We start from the raw sequence: 20,486 nt of genomic DNA on the forward strand, positions 1-20,486 counted from the left end.
CGCGGTTTATCCGAACAGCTTCTTGAGCTCGCGGTTGACGGCCGCGTCGCACTTGTCGAGGGCGGCCTCCGGGTCCATGTTCTTACGGACGCAGTTGGCGAAGACGTCCTCGAAGGAGGTGCGCATGGCCTGGGTCCAGCCGATGTTGTCGAAGTGCCCGAACTCGTTGAAGAGCTTGACGCCCTCGGCGGCGTTGCCCGACTTGAGCTTGTCGGCGGACTCCGCGATCGAGCTACGCGGCGGAATGTGGAAGCCGTACGACGTGGCCCAGTCCTCCTGGTACTGCTTCTGGTCGATCCACAGCCACTTGACGTACTCCTTGGCGGCCTCGACGTTCTTGCCCTTGGCGTTGACGAACATCGACCAGCCGCCGTTGTAGACGGACTGCTTGCCGGAGTCCGTGATCTTCGGGAAGGGGAAGACCCCCCAGTCGTCGCCGAGCGCGTCCTGGATCGCCGGCATCGCCCACATGCCGCAGAACTGGATGGCGCACAGGCCCTGGTTGAACGAGGAGGGGTCCCAGGACTCGGTCGGTGCGCCGAGGAGAAGGTCGCCGCTGGTGAACAGCTTGCGCATCTTCTTCAGGCCCTCGATGACGCCGTCCGTGTGGTAGGCGATCTCGTTCTTCTCGTCGAGGTGCTGGGCGCCGGCCGACCAGATCAACGTGTCGTTGACGCTGTGCAGGTCGTTGCCCATGTACAGGCCCTTGACCTTGCCGGTGGTGAGCTTGGCGGCGGCCTCGATCAGCTCGTCGAACGTGGTCGGGACGCCGACCTTCGCCTTCTCCAGCATCGACTTGCGGTAGAAGAAGAACTGCGGGTCGTCGATCATCCGGACGCCGTATATCTTGCCGTCGACCGTGTGCGACTTGATGTCGGCCGGGTTGAAGTCGTCCTTGACCGGGGCGATGATGTCGGTCAGGTCCGCCACCTGGCCGCTCTTGACCATCTGGATCTGCGGGTGGAACTCGAACATGTCGGGCGCGTTCTTGGTGAGCAGCGTCGCGAACAGCTTGCTTTCGAAGTCGGCGCTGGTGATCCACTGCGTGGTCACACGGGCCTTGTCGTAGGCCTTCGCGTACTTCCTGATGGCCTGCTCGGTGCCCGCCTCGCCGTAGGCGTGGAAGAACTGCGTCAGGTTGACGCCCGAACCTGCCCCGCCGCCCCGCCCGTTGTTCCCGCCGCAGGCGGCCAGGGAGCCGGCGGCGGCCATGCCCGCGGCGGCCCTGAAGAGTGAACGGCGGGAGAAGTTGCTGTTGCTCATTGCCGACATGCTGACGTCCTTGTCTCGAGTACGGCTGCGGCTCACACGGCTTCAGCGCCAGATGGCTTGAATGGCGTTGCGGTGCGGGACGTTAACCTTCGGCTAAGGCTTCGGCAAGGGGTTGGACGAAGTCTGTGCGAAGCGTTGTGCGGGGTTCGGGATACCGGACGAGAGGGTGCTAACCGACGGCGGGGTCGGATCTGGAGGGGTGCCGTCTGCGCTGCCCGACGGCCTGCAGCGCCCCCTCGAGCGCGAAGGTTGCCGCGCCCAGGCAGACGGGGTCGGTGGGGATCGGGGACAGGACGATCTCGGTCGAGTCCAGCGGCCGGCGCAGCGCGTGCCGGGACACGGCCTCGCGGACCTCGCGCAGCAGCGGCTCCCCGAGCCGTACGGCGACCCAGCTGCTCAGGACGACGACCTCGGGGTTGAGCAGGTTGACCAGGTCGGCGATGCCCGCCGCCAGGTAGCGGGCGGTGTCGCGCACCACCTTGACGGCCACCGGGTCGTGGGCGGCGACCCCGCGGGCCAGGGCGTCGATGGTCGCCGTCTGGTCCTCGGGGTGCAGCAGGGCGCTGTCGGGACTGAGTTCCCGAAGGTTCTGCATGATGCCGGGTGCGCCGACGTAGGTCTCCACGCAGCCGTGGTCGCCGCAGTGGCACAGCCGGCCGTCGAGCACGAGCGTGGTGTGCCCCCACTCCCCGGCGCTGTTGCTGACCCCGCGGTGCAGCCCTCCGCCGAGGACGAGCCCGGCGCCCACCCCCGTGCCGAGGTTGACGACGACGGCGTCCCCGTGTCCGCGGGCCGCCCCGAACCACAGCTCCGCCACCGCGCAGGCGCGCAGCGGATTGTCCAGGTGGAGCGGGTAGGCGATGTGCTCGGAGAGCAGGTCGAGCAAGGGCACGTCGTGCCAGTCCCAGTTGGGGGCGTACTCGCAGATGCCGGTGTCCCGGTCGACCTGTCCCGGCACGCTCACCCCGACACCGAGGACGCGCGCCGCCTCCACCCCGGCCTGGGCGACGACGGAACCGGCCGCGGCGGCGACGTGGCCGACCACCTGCTCGGGCCTGCTCTCGCCGGGACGCATGTCCTCCTCGGCCCGGGCCAGCACGTTCAGCGCCAGGTCGAACAGCTCGACGTGGACGTACGTCTCGGCGATGTCCACACCGACCAACGCGCCCCCCGACGCGTTGACGGCGACGAGGCCCCGGGGGCGGCCGCCCGCGGAGTCCTCGAACCCGACCTCGGTGATCATGCGGAGGTCGAGCAGTTCGCCGACGAGGGTGGCGACGGTGGCGAGGCTCAGACCGGTGGCGGCGGCCAGCTCCTGCCGGGAGGTGGGCGAACTGGCGATGATCTGGCGCAGCACCTCGTAGCGGTTCGCGGTCCGGATGTCACGTGACGTGCGCTTCACCGGCTTGGGCCCTCCATCCCTTCCGTTGCCGGACCGGCGTCGCGACGGCACCGGCGCCGCGCCAGGCTATGACGCGGCACGATGTTCTACAAGGGGTTAGGAAAGGGGGTGTACAAAGTCGCGGGCGGGCGTGGCGGCGTCAGCCGGAAAGGACGTCCCGGACGAACGCGTTGGTGAACTTCCCGGCCGGGTCCGTCTCCCGCACCAGCTTCGCGAAGTCGCCCAGCCGCGGGAAGCGGCCGCGCACCTCGGCGGCCGGCATCGCGAAGACCTTCCCCCAGTGCGGCCGCGGTGAGAACGGCGTCAGCGCCGTCTCCACCGCGCGGACCGCGGGCAGCACCGCCTCGGCGTCGGCGACCCAGGTGAAGTGGACGGCGACGCAGTCACGGCCGTACGCGGGGCTCAGCCACTGCTCGTCGGCGGCGACGGTGCGCACCTCGCAGACCTGGAGCACGGGAGCGACCTGCTCCCGGACGCCGTCGATCGCGCGCAGCGCGCGCAGCGCGTCCGCACGCGGCAGCAGGTACTCGCTCTGCAGTTCGTCGCCGCTGCTCGGGGTGAACTCCGCCCGGAAGTGCGGCAGTCGCTCGTGCCAGGGCCCGGCCACCCCGAACTGCTCGGTGCAGTTGACCGCCGGCATTCCCGGCACCGGGTGCAGCGCCCGCGTCGCCGGCGCGGCCCACGGGAACACCGCCGCCTGCTGGTCCGTGCGCCGCTTCAGCCACACCTGCCCGAAGCCCGGCGCCCGCCAGTCGGTGAACAGGCTCACGCTGTAGGCGGCCCCCGCCACCGCCTCGAAGTCCAGCCCCTCCAGGGGAAGTTCGGTGTACACGTGCTGCTCGACCTCGAAGGCCGGCTCCAGGTCGAGGGTGAGCGCGGTGACGGCCCCGAGCGCGCCCAGCGAGGTGACGGCCCCGCCGAACCGCTCGTCGCCGCGCCCGACGGTGAGGAACGAGCCGTCCGCGGTGACGATCTCCACCTCCCGCACGGCGGCGGCGAGCGGGCCGTTGCGCACGCCCGAGCCGTGCGTCCCGGTCGCCACCGAACCGGCCACGGAGATGTGCGGCAGCGAGGCCATGTTGGGCAGCGCGAGCCCCCGCGCGTGCACCCGGCGCGCCAGCTCCGCGTACCGCACGCCGCCGCCCACCCGCACCGTGCGGGCGGCCGTGTCCACGTCGGTCTCGGCGGGCAGTGCGTCCAGCGACAGCAGCACCCCGTCCGCACCCGGGTCGGCGATCCGGTTGAAGGAGTGCCCGCTGCCCAGCACCCGCACCCGGGCGGCGGAGGCGACGAGCGAGCGCAGCGCGTCGAGGGTGCGCGGACGGTGCGTGCCGCTCGCCGCGAAGGTGATGTTGCCCGCCCAGTTCCTCACGCTCTCCGTCATGCGGTCGCCCCTCCCGAGCCGGTGAGAACCCCGAGTTCCCAGGCGAAACCTACCTCGCCGGCGACACCGGGCCCCCCGCCCCCACCCTCGTCCGCGCCGGGGCATACCGTGAGGAGTCGTACGCCTGAGCCGGGAGGAGAGACGGATGGGCAGCCGTACCGCGCTGGTCGAGGATCTGATGGAGCGGTTTCCGCATGTTCCGCGGGAGGCCGTCTTCAAGGAGGACCTGCTGCGCGGGGGAGTGGCCTTCGACCCCTCCGCCCTCAGCGACAACGAGTCGGGCGAGGTGAAGCCGAAGTCGTACTTCATCTTCTCCTTCGACCACGGCACCCTGCCCGAGCTGGGCGAGGCGGCGCTCAGGCGCCCGCCGGAGGAGATCATCCTCACCGGCGGCCCCTACGACCTGCGCCGCACTGTGGTGTCCGTGCGCGTGAACCCCTCCTCGCCGTACCGGGTGGCGGCGGACGACCAGGGGCTGCTCGGGCTCTACCTCGACGGCCGGCGCATCGCCGACGTCGGAGTGCCGCCCATGCCGGAGTACTACCGGCACACCCTCTCCAACGGGAAGTCCGTCATGGAGGTCGCCCCCACCATCCAGTGGGGCTATCTGATCTACCTGACCGTCTTCCGGGTCTGCCAGTACTTCGGCGCCAAGGAGGAGTGCCAGTACTGCGACATCAACCACAACTGGCGCCAGCACAAGGCGGCCGGCCGGCCGTACACCGGCGTCAAGGACGTGGAGGAGGTCCTGGAAGCGCTGGAGATCATCGACCGCTACGACACCGCCAAGGCCTCCACCGCCTACACCCTCACCGGCGGCGCCATCACCAAGACGGTCTCCGGCCGCGACGAGGCCGACTTCTACGGCCACTACGCCAAGGCCATCGAGGAGCGCTTCCCCGGCCGTTGGATCGGCAAGGTCGTCGCCCAGGCGCTGCCCCGCGACGACGTGCAGCGCTTCAAGGACTACGGCGTGCAGATCTACCACCCCAACTACGAGGTGTGGGACGAGTACCTGTTCAAGATGTACTGCCCCGGCAAGGAGCGGTACGTCGGCCGCGACGAGTGGCACAAGCGGATCCTCGACTCGGCCGAGGTCTTCGGCGCGCGCAACGTCATCCCCAACTTCGTGGCGGGCGTGGAGATGGCCGAGCCGTTCGGCTTCACCACCGTCGACGAGGCGATCGCCTCGACCACCGAGGGCCTGCGCTTCTTCATGTCGAACGGGATCACGCCCCGGTTCACCACCTGGTGCCCGGAGCCGACGACCCCGCTCGGCAAGGCCAACCCGCAGGGTGCGCCGCTGGAGTACCACATCCGGCTGCTGGAGGCCTACCGGGCCACCATGGACGAGTTCGGGCTCTCCTCGCCCCCCGGTTACGGCCCGCCCGGCCCCGGACGCGCGGTATTCTCCGTCAGCTCCTTCATGGACAGCCTGCCGGAGCAGGGCGCCCCGGTCGCCGAGGAGCCCGGACACGTCGGCGGATGAAGTCGCCGCGACGTTGAGCACAGGGCGGCCTCCGTCCGTAAGAAGGGGCACGGGAAACCGGAACCGCGGCGAGGCCGCCCTGTGCTGACATCTGAACAGGGCGCTTGTCATTTGTGCAGGCGGCGTGAAAAACTTCGCCCCTGCCGCGAGGTTCCCCCCAACTCCATTGCCGTCATGCTGAGTTGACCTCGCTTTTCAATGCAGGAGACTCATGCCCGACCTGCCGACCCCGAAGGACGCCGCCGAGGCCGCGCTCTTCTCGGAGTGCTGGGACGCCGTCCTGTCCTACGCCGACCTGTGCACGTCAGGATCGGCCGCGGCCAACCAACTGGCCCGCGAGGCGTTCGCGCTCGGCATCCGCGAGGCACGCGCCGCCGACGACGACCCCCGGCACTCCGCCGGCCGGCGCTCGTCCCGCCTGCCCCGGATCCCGCTGCTGCTGACCGCCGTACGCACCACGGCGGCCGCCTGGGAGGCCGAGGGACAGGGCCACAAGCTCGACCCTGACCTGCGGCTGTGGCTGAACTCGGAGAGGGCCGCACGCTACACCGGGCCGCCCCTGCAGCGTCCCCTCGCTCTGCGCGGGCTGCGCGACATGCAGGAGGCGGACGCGGCCCTGCTGTGGCTGGCGGAGGTCGAGGCGCTGCCGCTGCACGCGGTGGCCCGCCGTCAGGGCCTTGACCCGATGGCCGCGATGGAGGAACTCAACCAGGTCCGCGGCCTGTTCCGGGACCGCTGCCACCGCAACCACCTCGACACGCCGATCAACTCGGAGTGCCGCGGCTACGTCCGCCTCCTGGACGCCGTCACCCGCTCACCCGTCGCCGACACGCCCGACGACCTCTCCCGCCACCTCGCGACCTGCGTGGAGTGCGCGGAGGCCGCGGCCTGTCTGCGCCTGCACGGCGGCGGACTGCCCGCCGCCCTCGCCGGCGGGGTCATCGGCTGGGGCGGCCTCGCCTACCTGGAGCGCCGCCGGCGCGCCGCCGAGGTGCGGATGGGCGCCGGCCGCCCCATCGCGCCCGATGCCGACGGCGCGCCCGTCGACGCCGCGGCGCGCAGGGCACGCGCGGTGCGGGGCAGCCTCCTCGTGGCCGCCGTCCTCGTCTCCGGGCTGGCCCTCGCGGCATCGCTGACGCCGTTCGGCGGCAAGGCCGACGACAGCGCGCTCAGCGGCTCGCCGGCCGACAGCACCCCGGTGGCCGGCCCCGGCGTCCCCGCCCTCCCCTCCACCCTGCCCACCACCTCGGCCACCTCCCGGGGCCCCGCCCCCGCCTCCGCGTCCGGCTCCGGCTCGGCGAAGCCCTCCGGCAGCGCGACGCCCACGGCGAAGGAGAAGCCCGACCCCGAACCCCAGGGCACCTCCTCCGCCACCACGGGCCCCGGCGCCGACGAGAGCCCTGACACGTCGGCGTGCGAGGTCCGCTACGAACTCGTCAACCAGTGGCCCGCCGGCTTCCAGGCCACCGTCACCATCACCAGCACCGCCCCCGTCGACTCCTGGAGCGTCGCCTGGGCCTTCCGCAACGGGCAGCGGGTCGACCAGATGTGGGACGCGGGCTTCTCCCAGGACGGCTCGCGCGTCATCGCCACGTCCGCCGACTACAACAAGAAGGTCCCGGCCGGCGGCAGCCTCTCCTTCGGCTTCCTCGCCTCCTGGCAGGGCGGGAACTCGGCCCCGTACGACTTCACCCTCAACGGCGCGCCCTGCACCGGCGCGTGACGCCGGCGCTCGGCGCAGCACGCTCTCGCGGGGCTCCTGCCCGTCACACGGGCACGAGCCCCGGATTGCCCGCCTCGGTCACGAACGACGCCGCCGTGGAGAGCGGCGCGCCGGGCGTGGTGACCGCCGAGACGGTCCTGAAGTCGGCGCGCGCCGCCTCCCGGTCCAGCCCCACCCGCACATAACCGCGCCGACCGTCGTACAGCCTCATGTGCGGGTTGGCCGTGACGTACATCTGCCAGGTCGAAGGGCGCTCGGCGCCGTCCCGGCCGCTCGCGATCGACGTGGCGACGAACTCGGCGCCCAGGTTCCGCGACCCCGGATCGTCGAAGTCGTCCTTGATGTCGAAGGCGTGGCCGACATGGACGTCACCCGTGAGGACGACGAGGTTGTCCACACCGGCGGCCTTCGCACCGTCCAGGACGCGCCGCCGGGAGGCGCGGTAGCCGTCCCAGGCGTCCATCGACATCAGCGCCTGCTCGTTCAGGTCCAGCTTGCGCTGGGAGAAGCACACCTGCTGCGGCATCACGTTCCACAGCGCCCGCGAGGCCTGCCAGCCGTCCAGCAGCCACCGCTCCTGGGCCGCGCCGGTCAGGGTGCGCGCCGGATCGTCCGACTCGGGTCCCGGCACCTGCCTGCCGTCGCCGTGGACCTGGTCCGAGCGGTACTGCCGGGTGTCGAGCACGTCGAACTGCGCGAGGTCGCCCCAGTGCAGCCGCCGGTACATCCGCATGTCCGGCCCGGCGGGCAACTGGGCTGCGCGCAGCGGCTGGTGCTCCCAGTACGCGCGGTAGGCGGCGGCGCGGCGCAGCAGGAACTCCTCCGGCGGGTCGCCGTTCTCGTCGATCCCGCCGGCGTAGTCGTTCTCGGTCTCGTGGTCGTCCCACGCGACGACGAAGGGGTGTGCGGCGTGGGCGGCCCTGAGGTCGGGGTCGCTCTTGTAGAGGGCGTACCGCAGCCGGTACTCCTCCAGGGTCACGGTCTCCCGGTTGAACGCCTCGGGCAGCACCCGGTCGGTGTACTTGCGGGCCCCGCCGGCCGCGTCCACGGCGTACTCGTACAGGTAGTCGCCGAGGTGGAAGACGACGTCGACGTCCTCCCCGGCGAGATGGCGGTACGCCGTGTAGTACCCGTCGTGGTACGCCTGGCAGGACACCGCGGCCAGGGACAGCCCGTTGACGGCGGCGCCGGGGGCGGGCGCGGTCCTGGTGCGGCCCGTCTCGCTGATCCAGGGGCCCGCCTTGAACCGGTAGTAGTACACCCGGCCCGGCTGGAGGCCGTCGACGTCGAGATGCAGGGTGTGGTTGTACTCGGGCGCCGCCGTCGCGGTACCGCCGCGCACCACTGCGGCGAACCGCTCGTCCTGGGCCACCTCCCAGTCGACGGTCACCGACTGCCCGGCCAGCCCTCCGCCGGGCTCGTACGGGTCGGGGGCCAGGCGCGTCCACAGGACGACGGAGTCGGGGAGCGGGTCCCCTGAGGCGACGCCGAGGGTGAAGGGGTTCTCGGCGATCCGCGCCGCGTCGAGCGCCCGTGCCGTGGCCGCGCCCGCGGCCGGCGCGGGGACGGCGAACGCCAGCGCCGCAGCGGCCGCGCCGAGGGTGAGGAAGCGACGACGTCCGGCGAAGTGCCGTGCGGCCGCGCGGAGTTCCGGGTCGTGGTCGGGGAAGCGGCGCTCGGGCAGGGGTCGGTGACGGCCTGTCGGACGCATGGGGGCTCGGCTCCCGGTGTGTTCAGGGACGTCTGCGGCCACCGCGGGCCGGAGCCTGCGGGACGGCAGGCGTGACGATGCTAAGCGCACGAAGCGCGTATACCGGGCAGGCGTGACTGGCCGTCAGTTGCGCGCCACAGCAGTCCGCTTACACCACACGCCGCGCACGGCGCACGAGAGGGCGCACTGGCGGGGACGCGCCGGTTGGGAGGTTGAGGGCGGCGGCATGCCGCGGGGGGCGCCCCGGCGCGGGCGTGCCACCGGCTCGACGCGCAGCCGCGTCCTTGCCGCCCGGGGACGTGAGGCTGCGGCCGCCGCCGGAGGCTGGCTGCTTCGGGTGTCCTTACTGCGGGTTCGCGCGCCTGAGGCCGGCAGCCGCGGGGGCCTCGCGGCCGGGCGTGCCGCTGCGGGCGCCCGGCCGCGGGTCCGGTGCGACCGTCGCGCAGTCGGGGATGCGCCGCCCCGGTCTCGGGGCCGGGGACGCGCCGCCCTGGTCGCAGTGACGTCCTTGCCGCCCGGGGACGTGAGGCTGCGGTCGCCGCCGGAGGCTGGCTGCGTGGGTTGCGGCCGCCGCCGGGGGCGCGCTGCTTGGGGTGTGCTCACCGCGGATTCGCGCACCTGAGGTCGGCAGCGGCCGGGGCGTGGCGCGGCGGATGCCCGGCCGCGGACCCGGCGCGACCGTCGCGCAGTCGGGGATGCGGCGCCCCGGTCTCGGGGCCGGGGACGCGCCGCTCCCCTCGCGGCCGCGTCCTCGCTGCCGGGGCCGGCGTCCGGACCCACCGCCGGGACGCGCGGCTCGTCGTCTCACATGGCGAGGTAGAAGCGGATCGTCATGCCCTCGTCGGAGGTGTGGACGCGGACCAGATCCGCGACGTAGTGCACCAGCATCAGGCCACGGCCGCCGATCTGCCCGCGCTCCGGGGGCCTGCGGCCCGCCAGCGGGTCGATCAGCCGGCCCCCGTCGCGGACCTCGCACACCACCTGCCCCGCCTCGGCCCAGATCCGCAGCGTCCCCGCCCCGCCGCCGTGGACGACGCTGTTGGTGGTCAGCTCCGCGACCGCCAGCTCCGCGTCCTGCAGCCGTTGCCCGGCGAGACCCAGCCGCGCCGCCTCACCGGCGGCGAAGTGGCGCACGTCCGGCAGCTCCTGAGCGCCGTAGGCGAAGGTCGCGGCGTGCGGCGCCGGGACCAGCGCCTCGTTGTAGCGTTCCACGACGGACCGCCAGTCATAGGACTCGCTGACACCCTCGCGGCCCCCGGCTATGACCGTGGGGTGGGTGACACGAGCGTCGGCCAGCACGTCCGCGTCCAGCCCGGCTTCGTCGTACGGGCAGAGGATCGTCACCGCGCGCCCGGTGAAGGCCGCGTTGATCAACGCCTCGTGCTGCGCGCACGCCGGGTACTCCACCGCGCTGCGCCCGGCCCAGATGGGCTCCCCGATGATGCGTACCCGCCGCTCGGGGTGGGCGTCGGTGAAGCCCCTGAGGACGCGCGGGATGATCCGTCCGGGATTGCGGCCGGCCTCCGTCATGTCCATGAACCGCACGTCCCCGGCGTCCGTGCCCAGTCCGGCCCGGATCAGCTCCAGGTTGGGTCCGGGCACCGCCACGGCGACGGGCTCGCCGGCGGTCAGGCCCTCCCGCACGAAGGACACCGTCTCCCGCACGTACTCGTGCTCGCTGTTGTAGAACAGCGCGGGGTGCGCGAACACCTCCTCCACGGCCACAGAGCTCATCGCGGCGTCACCTCGATCCCGCACAGACTCGGCCAGAACAGGTTCAGCACCCGCGGCACCTGCGGCGGCGGGCTCTCGACCACGACCCGGCCGGCCGGCAGGTTCATGGCCGTTCGGGCGAGCGCGGAGACCCCGGCGACGTCGACGAAACCCACACCCGACAGCTCCACGTAGGACACGTCCGTGTGGCGCCGGGCCAGCTCGGCCAGGGCGCCTTCCCAGGAGGGACGGGTCGCGACACTGATCTCGCCACTGACACATATCCCGGGACGACCGGACAACGGACTCACCTCCAGCACGGTCCCGCCTTGCACCAGTGCGGGTTCCCCCATCTCGTGTGCCGCATCCACACTCGTTCCCCTCAGGCTCCCTCGGCTTCACGCCGCGACCGCCCGGCCCGGTCGAAGGCGGCTCGGACGAGTGATGGCCTTTCCGGCCAGGCAGCCTACCGCGCCCGGTCGCCCGTTCGGGAGCTTCCCCGCCCGGGGCCCGCCCCTGGCCCGCGCCCGCCCGCCGTCCGCTCCGGCTCAGTCGGCCAGCGCCTGTTCCACCGTCGGGAAGATGGCGATGACGCCGTCCAGGCCGACGAGCTCCAGCACCCGCAGCACCGGCCCCCGGGGCGCGGCGAGCCGCAGCCGGCCGCCGCCCGCCAGGGCCGCGTGATGGGCGGTGACCAGGACGTTCACCCCGGTGGAGTCCATGAAGGTCACCTCGCTCAGATCGATGACCGTCCGGCCGCCGCCCCGGCAATCGGTGGCCTCCAGGGCCGCGCGGAAAGGCCCGCCGGTGTCATGGTCGATCTCGCCACGCGGGCTGACGACGTCGACGCCGTCCACGGTGCTGCGGGACACGGACAGCCTCTGCGGAACGTCCGCTCCATGGGTGTCTGCCACGCGTACCCCCAAGGCCTCTCGATCGGGCCGCCCACGGCCCACGGGTGTGCTGCCGAGAGATCTTACGGCGGGAACGGCGCCGTGGGGGTCGTCGAGCAGTCGATCACGTCCTCACGCCTGGTAACCGTAGCGCTGCGGCCGTATAACAGGTTGACCAGCACACGCCAAAAACTCTGGATTCCGGCCAACTGGCCTGATCTGCTGGAGATCACACAGACATCTCCTGGGGGGACGAGCAATGCATTGGTACGTGGACGTACTGAAGAAGTACGCGGTGTTCGGCGGACGCGCCCGTCGGCAGGAATACTGGATGTTCACCCTGTTCAGCGTGATCGTCAGCATCGTGCTGGCGATCATCGACGCGGCGATCGGGTCGAGCATCCTCGGCATCATCTACTCCCTCGCCGTCCTGCTGCCCTCGCTGGGCGTCGCGGTCCGCCGGCTGCACGACACCGGCAGGTCCGGCTGGTGGCTGCTCATCGCCCTCGTCCCGCTGATCGGCGCGATCGTCCTGATCGTGTTCCTCGCCAGCGAGGGCAAGCGCGGCCCCAACGAGTACGGCCCCGACCCGAAGACGGCCGACACCTTCTGACCCGTCGCGGCCGACGCACACGCACGACAGCAGGGCCCCTCGCCACCCCGGACGATCAAACCGTCCGCCCGCGAGGGGCCCTGCCGTCGTCACAGCCGACGACTCATGATCTCCGTATCCACCTCGTCCGCCGTGGAGGAGGCGGAGGAAGGTGGCCGTCGTGAGGGCGGGATGTGTGAAGCGGGTGAACTCCGTGAACTGCTCCGACGCGCCGGCCTCGAGGTGGTCGGCGAGGGCAGGGCTTCAAGGGCGCGGCCCGCAGCGGCCGCCTGGCGCCCCGTGATCGCGGGGTACACCGACCCCACGCTCGCGGTGCCGGCCGACCGTGCCGATCCGGTCGCCGAGGTGAACCGGCAATGGCACCGACTCGCCGTCGAGCACGACGTGATCAACCCGGACGGGGAGTTCCTGATCAGCGTCACCGACCAGGGCCGCGACCCGGAGCCCTACGTCCGCTGTTCGGTCTCCGTCCGCCCGGACCTACTGCTGGAGACGTGCGGAGCCGGAACGGCTTCTCGGCCGCACGGATGATCGAGCACCCCGACTTCCCCCGGCAGGGAGCCCTGCGCCACGCGGACGACCCCGACCCCCGTACGCACAAGCTCGCTCTCCTCGCCCCTGAGTCGACCGCCGAGCTGGTGGAGCGGTTCAGCCGGGACGCCGATTCTCCACCTGCTGGACCGGTGACCGACGAGCCGCGGTCAGGCGGATCCCGGGCCTGTTCCGACGAGGCGGACCATGGCCCGGTACCCGTTGTACGACTCGGTGCGGCGGGCCTCCAGCGCCGCTGACGACGCGCTCGGCGCCTGACGCGTCCTGCTGCGTTCGGCGGTCAGGGGCTGATGGCGCGGTCTGTGGCACCGCCAGAAAACCGGTGGCGTCCGAATGCCGTTGCCTCTAACGTCAGTTCCGCTTCAGGCGGTGGCCGTCTGCCGCCGTCGTTCGACAGGTGAGAAACGGGAGGTGTTGACCGATGACTGTCTTCACGACGGGCGTTGCCCGCGATCAGAAGTCCGTTCACTCCACCTCCGTGGCCTCCGGCTGACCTTTCTCACGGCGCACGTGCGCGGTGCCGGGGCCGCCCTGTGAAGGGTTCCCCTTGAGTTCCTCTTCTTCTTCTTCGGCTTCTTCCGCTTCGTCGCACCCTCTCCTGCCGTACGGCTGGGACGAGGACTGGCAGTCGCAGTTCGTCCCGTACGCCGAGCAGGGCCTCGTGCCCGGCCGGGTCGTACGGGTCGACCGCGGGCAGTGCGACGTCGTCACCGGCGACGGCGTCGTCCGCGCGGACACCGCGTTCGTCACCCCGCACGACCCCCTGCGGGTCGTCTGCACCGGCGACTGGGTCGCCGTCGACCCCGGCGGCAACCCCCGCTACGCGCGCGTGTACCTGCCGCGCCGCACCGCCTTCGTGCGGTCCACCTCCTCCAAGCGGTCCGAGGGGCAGATCCTCGCCGCCAACGTCGACCACGCCGTCGTCGCCCTGTCGCTGGCGGTCGAACTGGACCTCGGCCGGGTCGAACGGTTCCTGGCGCTGGCCTGGGAGTCCGGCGCACAGCCCGTCGTCGTGCTCACCAAGGCCGACCTCGTGCCGGACGCCGACGTCCTCACGCACCTCGTCGAGGACGTCGTCCACAGCGCCCCCGGGGTGCCCGTGCTCACCGTCAGCGCGCACGAGGGGGAGGGCGTCGACGCGCTCGCCGCGCTCCTCGGCCGGGGCACCTCCGTGCTGCTCGGCGCCTCCGGCGCGGGCAAGTCGACGCTCGCCAACGCGCTCACCGGCGAGGACGTCATGGACGTGCAGGCCACACGCGACATGGACGGCAAGGGCCGGCACACCACCACGACCCGCAACCTGCTGCCCCTGCCCGGCGGCGGGGTGCTGATCGACACGCCGGGGCTGCGCGGCGTCGGGCTGTGGGACGCCGGGCACGGGGTCGGGCAGGTCTTCTCCGAGATCGAGGAGCTCGCCCCGCGCTGCCGGTTCCAGGACTGCGCCCACCAGGCCGAGCCCGGGTGCGCGGTGCTCGCCGCCGTCGACAGCGGCGAACTGTCCGTCCGACGGCTGGACAGCTACCGCAAGCTGGTCCGGGAGAACCAGTGGATCGTCGCCAAGTCCGACGCCCGCTCCCGGGCCGGCCGGCGCAAGGAGTGGAAGCGCAGGCAGGCGACGGGGCGCGCGGCGGCGCGTGCCAAGCGCGGGGAGTGGTGAGCGGGCAGCTCACTGAACGCCATGTCCGATTCCCGCTGGCGGGAACGTGCGTCACGGGCCAAGACTGGGACCCGTGACGCATGAGGACACCCCCGACCAGGACACCCGGTACGAGGCCGTCCGCAGCCGGGACGCCCGTTTCGACGGCGCCTTCTTCTTCGCCGTCGCGACGACCGGGGTCTACTGCCGGCCCAGCTGTCCCGCCGTGACGCCGAAGCGGCGCAACGTGCGCTTCTTCGCGACGGCCGCCGCCGCGCAGGGCTCGGGCTTCCGGGCCTGCCGGCGGTGCCGGCCCGACGCCGGCCCCGGCTCGCCCGACTGGAACGTGCGCGCCGACGTCGTGGGCCGCGCCATGCGGCTGATCGGCGACGGGGTCGTCGACCGCGAGGGCGTCGCCGGGCTCGCCGCCCGCCTCGGCTACAGCGCCCGGCAGGTGCAGCGGCAGCTCACCGCCGAACTCGGGGTCGGCCCCGTCGCGCTCGCCCGGGCGCAGCGCGCGCACACCGCGCGCGTGCTGCTCCAGACGACCGCGATGCCGATCACCGAGATCGCCTTCGCGTCCGGCTTCGCGAGCGTGCGCCAGTTCAACGACACCGTCCGCGCCGTGTACGCGGCGAACCCCACCGAGCTGCGGGCCGCCGCGCCCCGCACGGGCCGTACGGCCGCACCGGGTGCCGGGATCGAGCTGCGGCTCGCCCACCGGGGCCCCTATCACGCGCGTGCCGTTTTCGACCTGCTGGCCCGGGAGGCCGTCGCCGGTGTCGAGGAGGTGAGCGGCCCGGCGGGCGGTCGCACGTACCGCCGGACGCTGCGCCTGCCGTACGGCACCGGGATCGCAGCCGTCGAGGAGCGCACCGGCTCCGCGCCCGGCGGGGCCGTCCGCCCCGGCGGCTGGCTCGACGCGCGGCTGCGGCTGACCGACCCGCGCGACCTGACCACCGCCGTGCAGCGGCTGCGCCGGCTGTTCGACCTCGACGCCGACCCGTACGCCGTCGACGAGCGGCTCGGCGCGGACCACCGGCTCGCCCCGCTCGTCGCCGCCCGCCCCGGGCTGCGCGCGCCGGGCGCGGCCGACCCGGAGGAGTACGCGCTGCGGGCGCTGACGGGCCGCGCGGAGACGGAACGCCTGGTCCGCGCGCACGGCAAGGCCCTGGACGCGCCCAGTGGCGCGCTCACCCACCTCTTCCCCGAACCGGCGGCACTGGCGGAGCACCCCGGCCCGCTCGGAACCCTCGCCACCGCGCTCGCCGACGGCGCCGTGCGCCTGGATGCGGGCGCCGACCGCGACGACGCGCAGGCGGCGCTGCTCGCCCTGCCCGGCCTGGACGCCGCTGTCGTGGCGTGGATCCGGGCCCGCGCCCTCGGCGACCCCGACGTCGCGCCGCCCGGTGCCGGCGTCCCCGACAGCTGGCGCCCCTGGCGGACGTACGCCCTGCACCACCTGCGCATCGCGGGAAAAACGGAGGAACACCGTGTTCTGGACTGACGTCGACAGCCCGCTCGGGCCGCTGCTGCTCACCGCCGACCCCGACGGCGTGCTGACCTCGGTGTCCGTGCCCGGCCAGAAGGGCGGGCGGAGCGTCCAGGAGGGGTGGCGGCGCGATCGGGGACCGTTCCGTGCGGCCGTGGAGCAGCTGGACGCCTACTTCGCCGCCGACCTGAAGGAGTTCCGGCTGACGGTCCGGGCCGAGGGCACCGCGTTCCGGACGCGGGTGTGGGCCGCGCTCGACTCCGTGCCCTACGGCTCCACGACGACGTACGGCGAGATCGCGGCCCGCGTCGGAGCGCCCCGGGCCGCCGTCCGCGCCGTCGGCGGGGCCATCGGGGCCAACCCCCTGCTCATCGTCCGCCCCTGCCACCGTGTCATCGGCGCGAACGGCGCGCTGACCGGCTACGCGGGCGGCCTGGACCGCAAGGTGCGGTTGCTGACGCTGGAGGGGGCGCTGCCAATGGTGCAGGGGGCGTCGGTGGCCCCCGGGCGGTCGCTTCCCGCGCCCGAGCGGTCGCTTCCCGCCCCCGAGCGGTCGCTTCCCGCGCCCGGCGTCATCCCCACACCACCGCGCCCATCCACGCACCCATGATCAGCAGGCAGGTGAACAGCTCGGTGAGGACGCTGGTGCCGCCCGCGCGCATCACCGTCCGCAGCGACGCCCGGGCCGCGTCGGGGCTGCCGAGGCGCAGGCGTTCGGCGAGGTAGACGCCGCCGACGAAGCCCCCGATCGCACCGACCACGGGGACGAGGAAGAAGCCGAGGAAAGCGCCCGTGCCCGCGTACAGCGCCATGTGACGGGTGGCGTCGCTGACCCGCAGCCGGCGGGGCGGCAGCGCCCACCGCACCACCTGCGACAGGAAGAGCACGGCGGTCGAACCCACCAGCACCGCCCAGGCGACCGGCTCGGGGTCCTTCAGCGCCCACCACAGGACCCCGGCCCACACCAGCCACGAGCCCGGCACGCCCGGCAGCAGCACCCCGCACAGCCCGAACAGGATGACCAGCCCGACCAGCAGGAGTTCCCACGCCTCCATCTGGCCAGAGTGCCGGACGCCCACCGGACACGCAGGCCGGCACGGACGGGGCGAGTCCCGTCCGGGGCGCGTTTTCCCGATACTCCGTTTCCGTGCGGCCCCTGCGGTGACAATCAGAGGCATGAGCCAGCAGGGGGGAAGGCCCACCGGTCACGACGACGACTGGTGGGGGCAGTTGTACGACGACTCCACCGGCGACGCCGGCCCCGCGCCCACCGCCGACTCGCTGGAGGACCGCTTCGTCTCGGCGGCGGAGACGGTGAACTCCGCGGGCCCGGGGGAGGGCGAACTTCCGTCGCCGGGCCCGCGGCCGCAGGAGTGGTGGGCGACGGGGCCGCAGGAGCCCCCGCCGTCCGCGGATCCACCGCCCGCGGCGGAACCGGCGGTGGTGCCCCGGCCCGCGCCCCCGCCCCGCGTCGGCTCCGGGCCGCCCACCTACGACGCAGAGCCCACCGCGCTGCCCGCCGCCGATCCCGACGGGCTGGACGACCTGGTCGCGGACACCGTTCTGGACGGGGCCCGGTACGGGACGTGCACGCTGCGGGCGGCGTCCGTGCGGGGGGACTCCGCGCGGTACCGGGGCGAGCCGCGCCGCGACGCGATGCTCACCGCCCGCTTCGGCGCCGGCGACCAGGCCCTGGTCCTGGTCGCCATGGCGACCGGGGCGCGGACCACGCCGGGGGCGCACCGGGCGGCCGCCGAGGCGTGCCGGTGGATAGGGCAGGCGGTCGGCCGCAGTCACGTCCGGCTCGCGCAGGACATCAGGGCGGCCCGCCGCGGCGACCTGAAGTCGGGACTGCACCGCCTCACCGACCGCAGCCTCGGCCGGCTCCGCGCCGCCGCCGCCGAACGGGGGCTGCGCGCGGAGGAGTACGCGGCCGGGCTGCGCTGCCTCCTGCTGCCGGCCGACCCGGAGTGCCGTACCCGCATCTTCTTCGGTGTCGGGCCCGGCGGGCTGTTCCGGCTGCGGGACGGCCGGTGGCAGGACATCGAACCGGCGGTCGGCGAGGTCGCCGGCGAAGCGGTGGCCGGCTTCGGCTCCCCGCCGGCCGCGACGCCGCCGGCCCCAGGAACCCCCGGAGCTACCGGCGTACCCGGAGTCCCGACAGCCCCCGAGACCGCCGAGAGCCCGCCGCCCCCGTACGAGCCCTTCCGCTTCCGGGCCTCCGTAGCCCGCCCGGGTGACACGCTGCTCATGTGCACCGCCGGCCTGGCGGAACCGCTCCGCGACGAGCCCGCTCTCCCCGCACACCTGGTCGAACGCTGGTCCGAGCCCGCCCCGCCCGGCCTCGCCGCGTTCCTCGCCGACACCCAAATCCGGGTCAAGGGTTATGCGGACGACCGTACGGCCGCCGCCGTTTGGGAGGCATGACGTCGTCCGCTGTGAATTGATGGAAGCCGCGGGGGTCCGAAACCGATGTACGGGGACCGAAGGGGCATGAGAGCGTCATGGCCAAACAGAACGTTGCCGAGCAGTTCGTCGACATCCTCGTTCGCGCCGGAGTCAAACGCCTGTACGGCGTCGTCGGCGACAGCCTGAACCCGGTGGTGGACGCGGTCCGCCGCAACGCCGCCATCGACTGGGTGCACGTCCGGCACGAGGAGACCGCCGCCTTCGCCGCCGGCGCCGAAGCCCAGATCACCGGGAAGCTCGCGGCGTGCGCCGGCTCCTGCGGTCCCGGAAACCTGCATCTCATCAACGGCCTCTACGACGCCCACCGTTCCATGGCGCCCGTGCTCGCCCTTGCCTCCCACATCCCCTCCAGCGAGATCGGCCTGAGCTTCTTCCAGGAGACCCACCCCGACCGTCTCTTCCAGGAGTGCAGCCACTACAGCGAGCTGATCTCCAGCCCGAAGCAGATGCCCAGACTGCTGCAGACGGCCATCCAGAACGCCGTCGGGCGCAGCGGCGTCAGCGTCGTCTCGCTGCCCGGCGACATCGCCTCCGAGCCCGCCCCGGAGAAGGCCGCCGAGACCGCCCTCGTCACCAGCCGGCCCACCGTCCGTCCCGGCGACGACGAGATCGACCGGCTGGTCCGCATGATCGACGCGGCCGACAAGGTCACCCTGTTCTGCGGCAGCGGCACCGCCGGCGCGCACGCCGAGGTCATGGAGTTCGCCGAGAAGGTCAAGTCCCCGGTGGGACACGCCCTGCGCGGCAAGGAGTGGATCCAGTACGACAACCCCTACGACGTCGGGATGAGCGGGCTCCTCGGTTACGGCGCCGCCTACGAGGCCACCCACGAGTGCGACCTGCTGATCCTCCTCGGCACGGACTTCCCGTACAACGCCTTCCTCCCCGACGACGTGCAGATCGCGCAGGTCGACGTGCGCCCCGAGCACCTGGGCCGGCGCTCGAAGCTGGATCTCGCCGTGTGGGGCGACGTACGGGAGACGCTGCGCTGTCTCATCCCGAGGGTGCGGGAGAAGACCAACCGGCGCTTCCTCGACAAGATGCTGAAGAAGCACGCCGACGCCCTCGAAGGAGTCGTCAAGGCGTACACCAGGAAAGTGGACAAGCACGTCCCGATCCACCCGGAGTACGTGGCCTCCGTGCTCGACGACATGGCCGACGACGACGCCGTCTTCACCGTCGACACCGGGATGTGCAACGTCTGGGCCGCCCGCTACATCTCGCCCAACGGCCGCCGCCGGATCATCGGTTCCTTCTCCCACGGCTCCATGGCGAACGCGCTGCCCATGGCGATCGGCGCCCAACTCACCGACCGGTCGCGGCAGGTGGTGTCGATGTCCGGCGACGGCGGGTTCTCCATGCTGATGGGCGACTTCCTCACCCTCGTCCAGCACGACCTGCCCGTGAAGGTCGTCCTCTTCAACAACTCCTCGCTGAGCATGGTGGAGTTGGAGATGCTGGTCGCCGGTCTGCCCTCGTACGGCACCGCCAACCGCAACCCCGACTTCGCCGCCGTCGCCCGCGCCTGCGGCGCCTACGGGGTGCGCGTGGAGAAGCCCAAGGATCTCGCCGGGGCCCTGAAGTCGGCCTTCAAGCACAAGGGGCCGGCCCTCGTCGACATCGTCACCGACCCCAACGCGCTGTCCATCCCGCCGAAGATCAGCGCCGAGATGGTGACCGGCTTCGCGCTGTCCGCGTCGAAGATGGTCCTGGACGGCGGCGTCGGCCGCATGCTCCAGATGGCACGGTCCAACCTGCGCAACGTGCCCCGGCCGTGACGGGCCGCGCTCAGGACCCCGGTCCTGGGCGCGCCCCCGGACGACCGCCTGATTCAGGCCAACTTCACCGCGCGCACTACAGCGCTTTCCCCGGGCGGGACCGGATGCGCCCGCGCCCTGTGACGCGCCGGGCGCACGGCCCGTCCCGCCCCGCGCCGTGTTCGCGCCGCCGTCTCGGCCCCCTCGGAGCGCCCGGCGGTTCGCCGGATGTCCCTCCGGGGGCCTGACGGTGACGCCGCGACGTCGGGCGTCCGCCGGCACGTCCCGGCGCTCCCGGCGGCAACTGATCCGGTTGCCCGCTCAACTCTGGCCGAACACATGGTCGTTGACGCGTGGACATGACTGCCGCCGTGTCGGCG

General features: G+C 72.8%; 16 protein-coding genes and 1 pseudogene. 9 read left to right on the forward strand and 8 right to left on the reverse strand.

The genetic code is table 11. From position 1 onward, the window contains the following. Window positions 1-6: 6 nt before the first annotated feature. The 3 genes from ACIOC0_RS22515 to ACIOC0_RS22525 all read right to left on the reverse strand — a co-directional run bounded on the left by ACIOC0_RS22515 (window position 7) and on the right by ACIOC0_RS22525 (window position 4,058). Window positions 7-1,272 carry an ABC transporter substrate-binding protein gene (locus ACIOC0_RS22515; RefSeq protein WP_402157023.1) on the reverse strand — a complete coding sequence of 422 codons (1,266 nt, stop codon included), beginning with the start codon at window positions 1,270-1,272 and terminating at the stop codon, window positions 7-9. A gap of 169 nt (window positions 1,273-1,441) precedes the next feature. Then, the gene (locus tag ACIOC0_RS22520; RefSeq protein ID WP_402157024.1) at window positions 1,442-2,674 is read right to left on the reverse strand and encodes an ROK family protein; all 1,233 of its coding nucleotides are present in this window, start codon (window positions 2,672-2,674) and stop codon (window positions 1,442-1,444) included. 139 nt (window positions 2,675-2,813) lie between these two features. Beyond that, window positions 2,814-4,058, reverse strand: a complete 1,245-nt coding sequence (locus tag ACIOC0_RS22525; RefSeq protein ID WP_402157025.1) for an FAD-binding protein — start codon at window positions 4,056-4,058, stop codon at window positions 2,814-2,816. A 145-nt stretch (window positions 4,059-4,203) separates the two neighbouring features. Between ACIOC0_RS22525 and ACIOC0_RS22530 the strand changes: the two genes are divergently transcribed. Together ACIOC0_RS22530 and ACIOC0_RS22535 are read left to right on the forward strand one after the other, a co-directional pair. Beyond that, the gene (locus ACIOC0_RS22530) at window positions 4,204-5,547 is read left to right on the forward strand and encodes a radical SAM protein (RefSeq protein WP_402157027.1); all 1,344 of its coding nucleotides are present in this window, start codon (window positions 4,204-4,206) and stop codon (window positions 5,545-5,547) included. Window positions 5,548-5,758: 211 nt separating this feature from the next. Beyond that, window positions 5,759-7,270, forward strand: coding sequence for a cellulose binding domain-containing protein (locus ACIOC0_RS22535; protein WP_402157028.1), 1,512 nt, complete (start codon window positions 5,759-5,761; stop codon window positions 7,268-7,270). 43 nt (window positions 7,271-7,313) lie between these two features. Here the strand turns inward: ACIOC0_RS22535 and ACIOC0_RS22540 are convergent, their stop codons facing one another. From ACIOC0_RS22540 to ACIOC0_RS22555, 4 genes are all read right to left on the reverse strand, one after another. Continuing rightward, complete coding sequence (locus ACIOC0_RS22540) at window positions 7,314-8,981, reverse strand: alkaline phosphatase D family protein (protein WP_402157029.1); 1,668 nt, start codon at window positions 8,979-8,981, stop codon at window positions 7,314-7,316. Window positions 8,982-9,785: 804 nt separating this feature from the next. Beyond that, window positions 9,786-10,715 carry an anti-sigma factor RsbA family regulatory protein gene (locus ACIOC0_RS22545; RefSeq protein ID WP_402157031.1) on the reverse strand — a complete coding sequence of 310 codons (930 nt, stop codon included), beginning with the start codon at window positions 10,713-10,715 and terminating at the stop codon, window positions 9,786-9,788. Then, on the reverse strand, window positions 10,712-11,047 hold the full coding sequence (locus ACIOC0_RS22550) for an STAS domain-containing protein (protein ID WP_402157033.1): 336 nt from the start codon (window positions 11,045-11,047) through the stop codon (window positions 10,712-10,714). The genes ACIOC0_RS22545 and ACIOC0_RS22550 overlap by 4 nt, the downstream gene beginning before the upstream one ends. Window positions 11,048-11,242: 195 nt before the next feature. Beyond that, a complete protein-coding gene (locus ACIOC0_RS22555; protein ID WP_402157035.1) occupies window positions 11,243-11,566 on the reverse strand; it encodes an STAS domain-containing protein in 324 nt (107 codons plus the stop codon). A gap of 280 nt (window positions 11,567-11,846) precedes the next feature. On the opposite strand from ACIOC0_RS22555, the gene ACIOC0_RS22560 reads away from it, so the two are divergent. The 5 genes and pseudogenes from ACIOC0_RS22560 to ACIOC0_RS22580 all read left to right on the forward strand — a co-directional run. After that, window positions 11,847-12,200 (forward strand): DUF805 domain-containing protein, encoded by a 354-nt coding sequence (locus ACIOC0_RS22560; RefSeq protein ID WP_402157037.1) that lies wholly within the window; start codon window positions 11,847-11,849, stop codon window positions 12,198-12,200. A gap of 105 nt (window positions 12,201-12,305) precedes the next feature. Then, entirely contained in the window at window positions 12,306-12,731 is a 426-nt protein-coding gene (locus ACIOC0_RS22565; protein ID WP_402157039.1) for a hypothetical protein, read from the forward strand. 568 nt (window positions 12,732-13,299) lie between these two features. Then, window positions 13,300-14,409 (forward strand): ribosome small subunit-dependent GTPase A, encoded by a 1,110-nt coding sequence (rsgA, locus tag ACIOC0_RS22570; RefSeq protein WP_402157040.1) that lies wholly within the window; start codon window positions 13,300-13,302, stop codon window positions 14,407-14,409. A 73-nt stretch (window positions 14,410-14,482) separates the two neighbouring features. Beyond that, complete coding sequence (locus ACIOC0_RS22575; RefSeq protein ID WP_402157042.1) at window positions 14,483-15,895, forward strand: bifunctional transcriptional activator/DNA repair enzyme AdaA; 1,413 nt, start codon at window positions 14,483-14,485, stop codon at window positions 15,893-15,895. Continuing rightward, window positions 15,882-16,355 (forward strand): annotated as a pseudogene (locus ACIOC0_RS22580) (methylated-DNA--[protein]-cysteine S-methyltransferase); the annotation flags it as partial. The gene ACIOC0_RS22575 and the pseudogene ACIOC0_RS22580, both read left to right, overlap by 14 nt. Before the next feature lie 97 nt (window positions 16,356-16,452). On the opposite strand, the gene ACIOC0_RS22585 reads toward ACIOC0_RS22580, so the two are convergent. After that, entirely contained in the window at window positions 16,453-16,935 is a 483-nt protein-coding gene (locus tag ACIOC0_RS22585; protein ID WP_356679177.1) for a DUF456 domain-containing protein, read from the reverse strand. A gap of 121 nt (window positions 16,936-17,056) precedes the next feature. Between ACIOC0_RS22585 and ACIOC0_RS22590 the strand changes: the two genes are divergently transcribed. Together ACIOC0_RS22590 and ACIOC0_RS22595 are read left to right on the forward strand one after the other, a co-directional pair. Beyond that, complete coding sequence (locus ACIOC0_RS22590; RefSeq protein ID WP_402157044.1) at window positions 17,057-18,307, forward strand: protein phosphatase 2C domain-containing protein; 1,251 nt, start codon at window positions 17,057-17,059, stop codon at window positions 18,305-18,307. A 77-nt stretch (window positions 18,308-18,384) separates the two neighbouring features. Continuing rightward, a complete protein-coding gene (locus ACIOC0_RS22595) occupies window positions 18,385-20,127 on the forward strand; it encodes a pyruvate dehydrogenase (protein WP_402157046.1) in 1,743 nt (580 codons plus the stop codon). Window positions 20,128-20,486 lie beyond the last annotated feature (359 nt).

Origin of the sequence: Streptomyces sp. NPDC088254, from assembly GCF_044740925.1 — a bacterium.
In the GTDB taxonomy this organism is placed as follows: domain Bacteria; phylum Actinomycetota; class Actinomycetes; order Streptomycetales; family Streptomycetaceae; genus Streptomyces.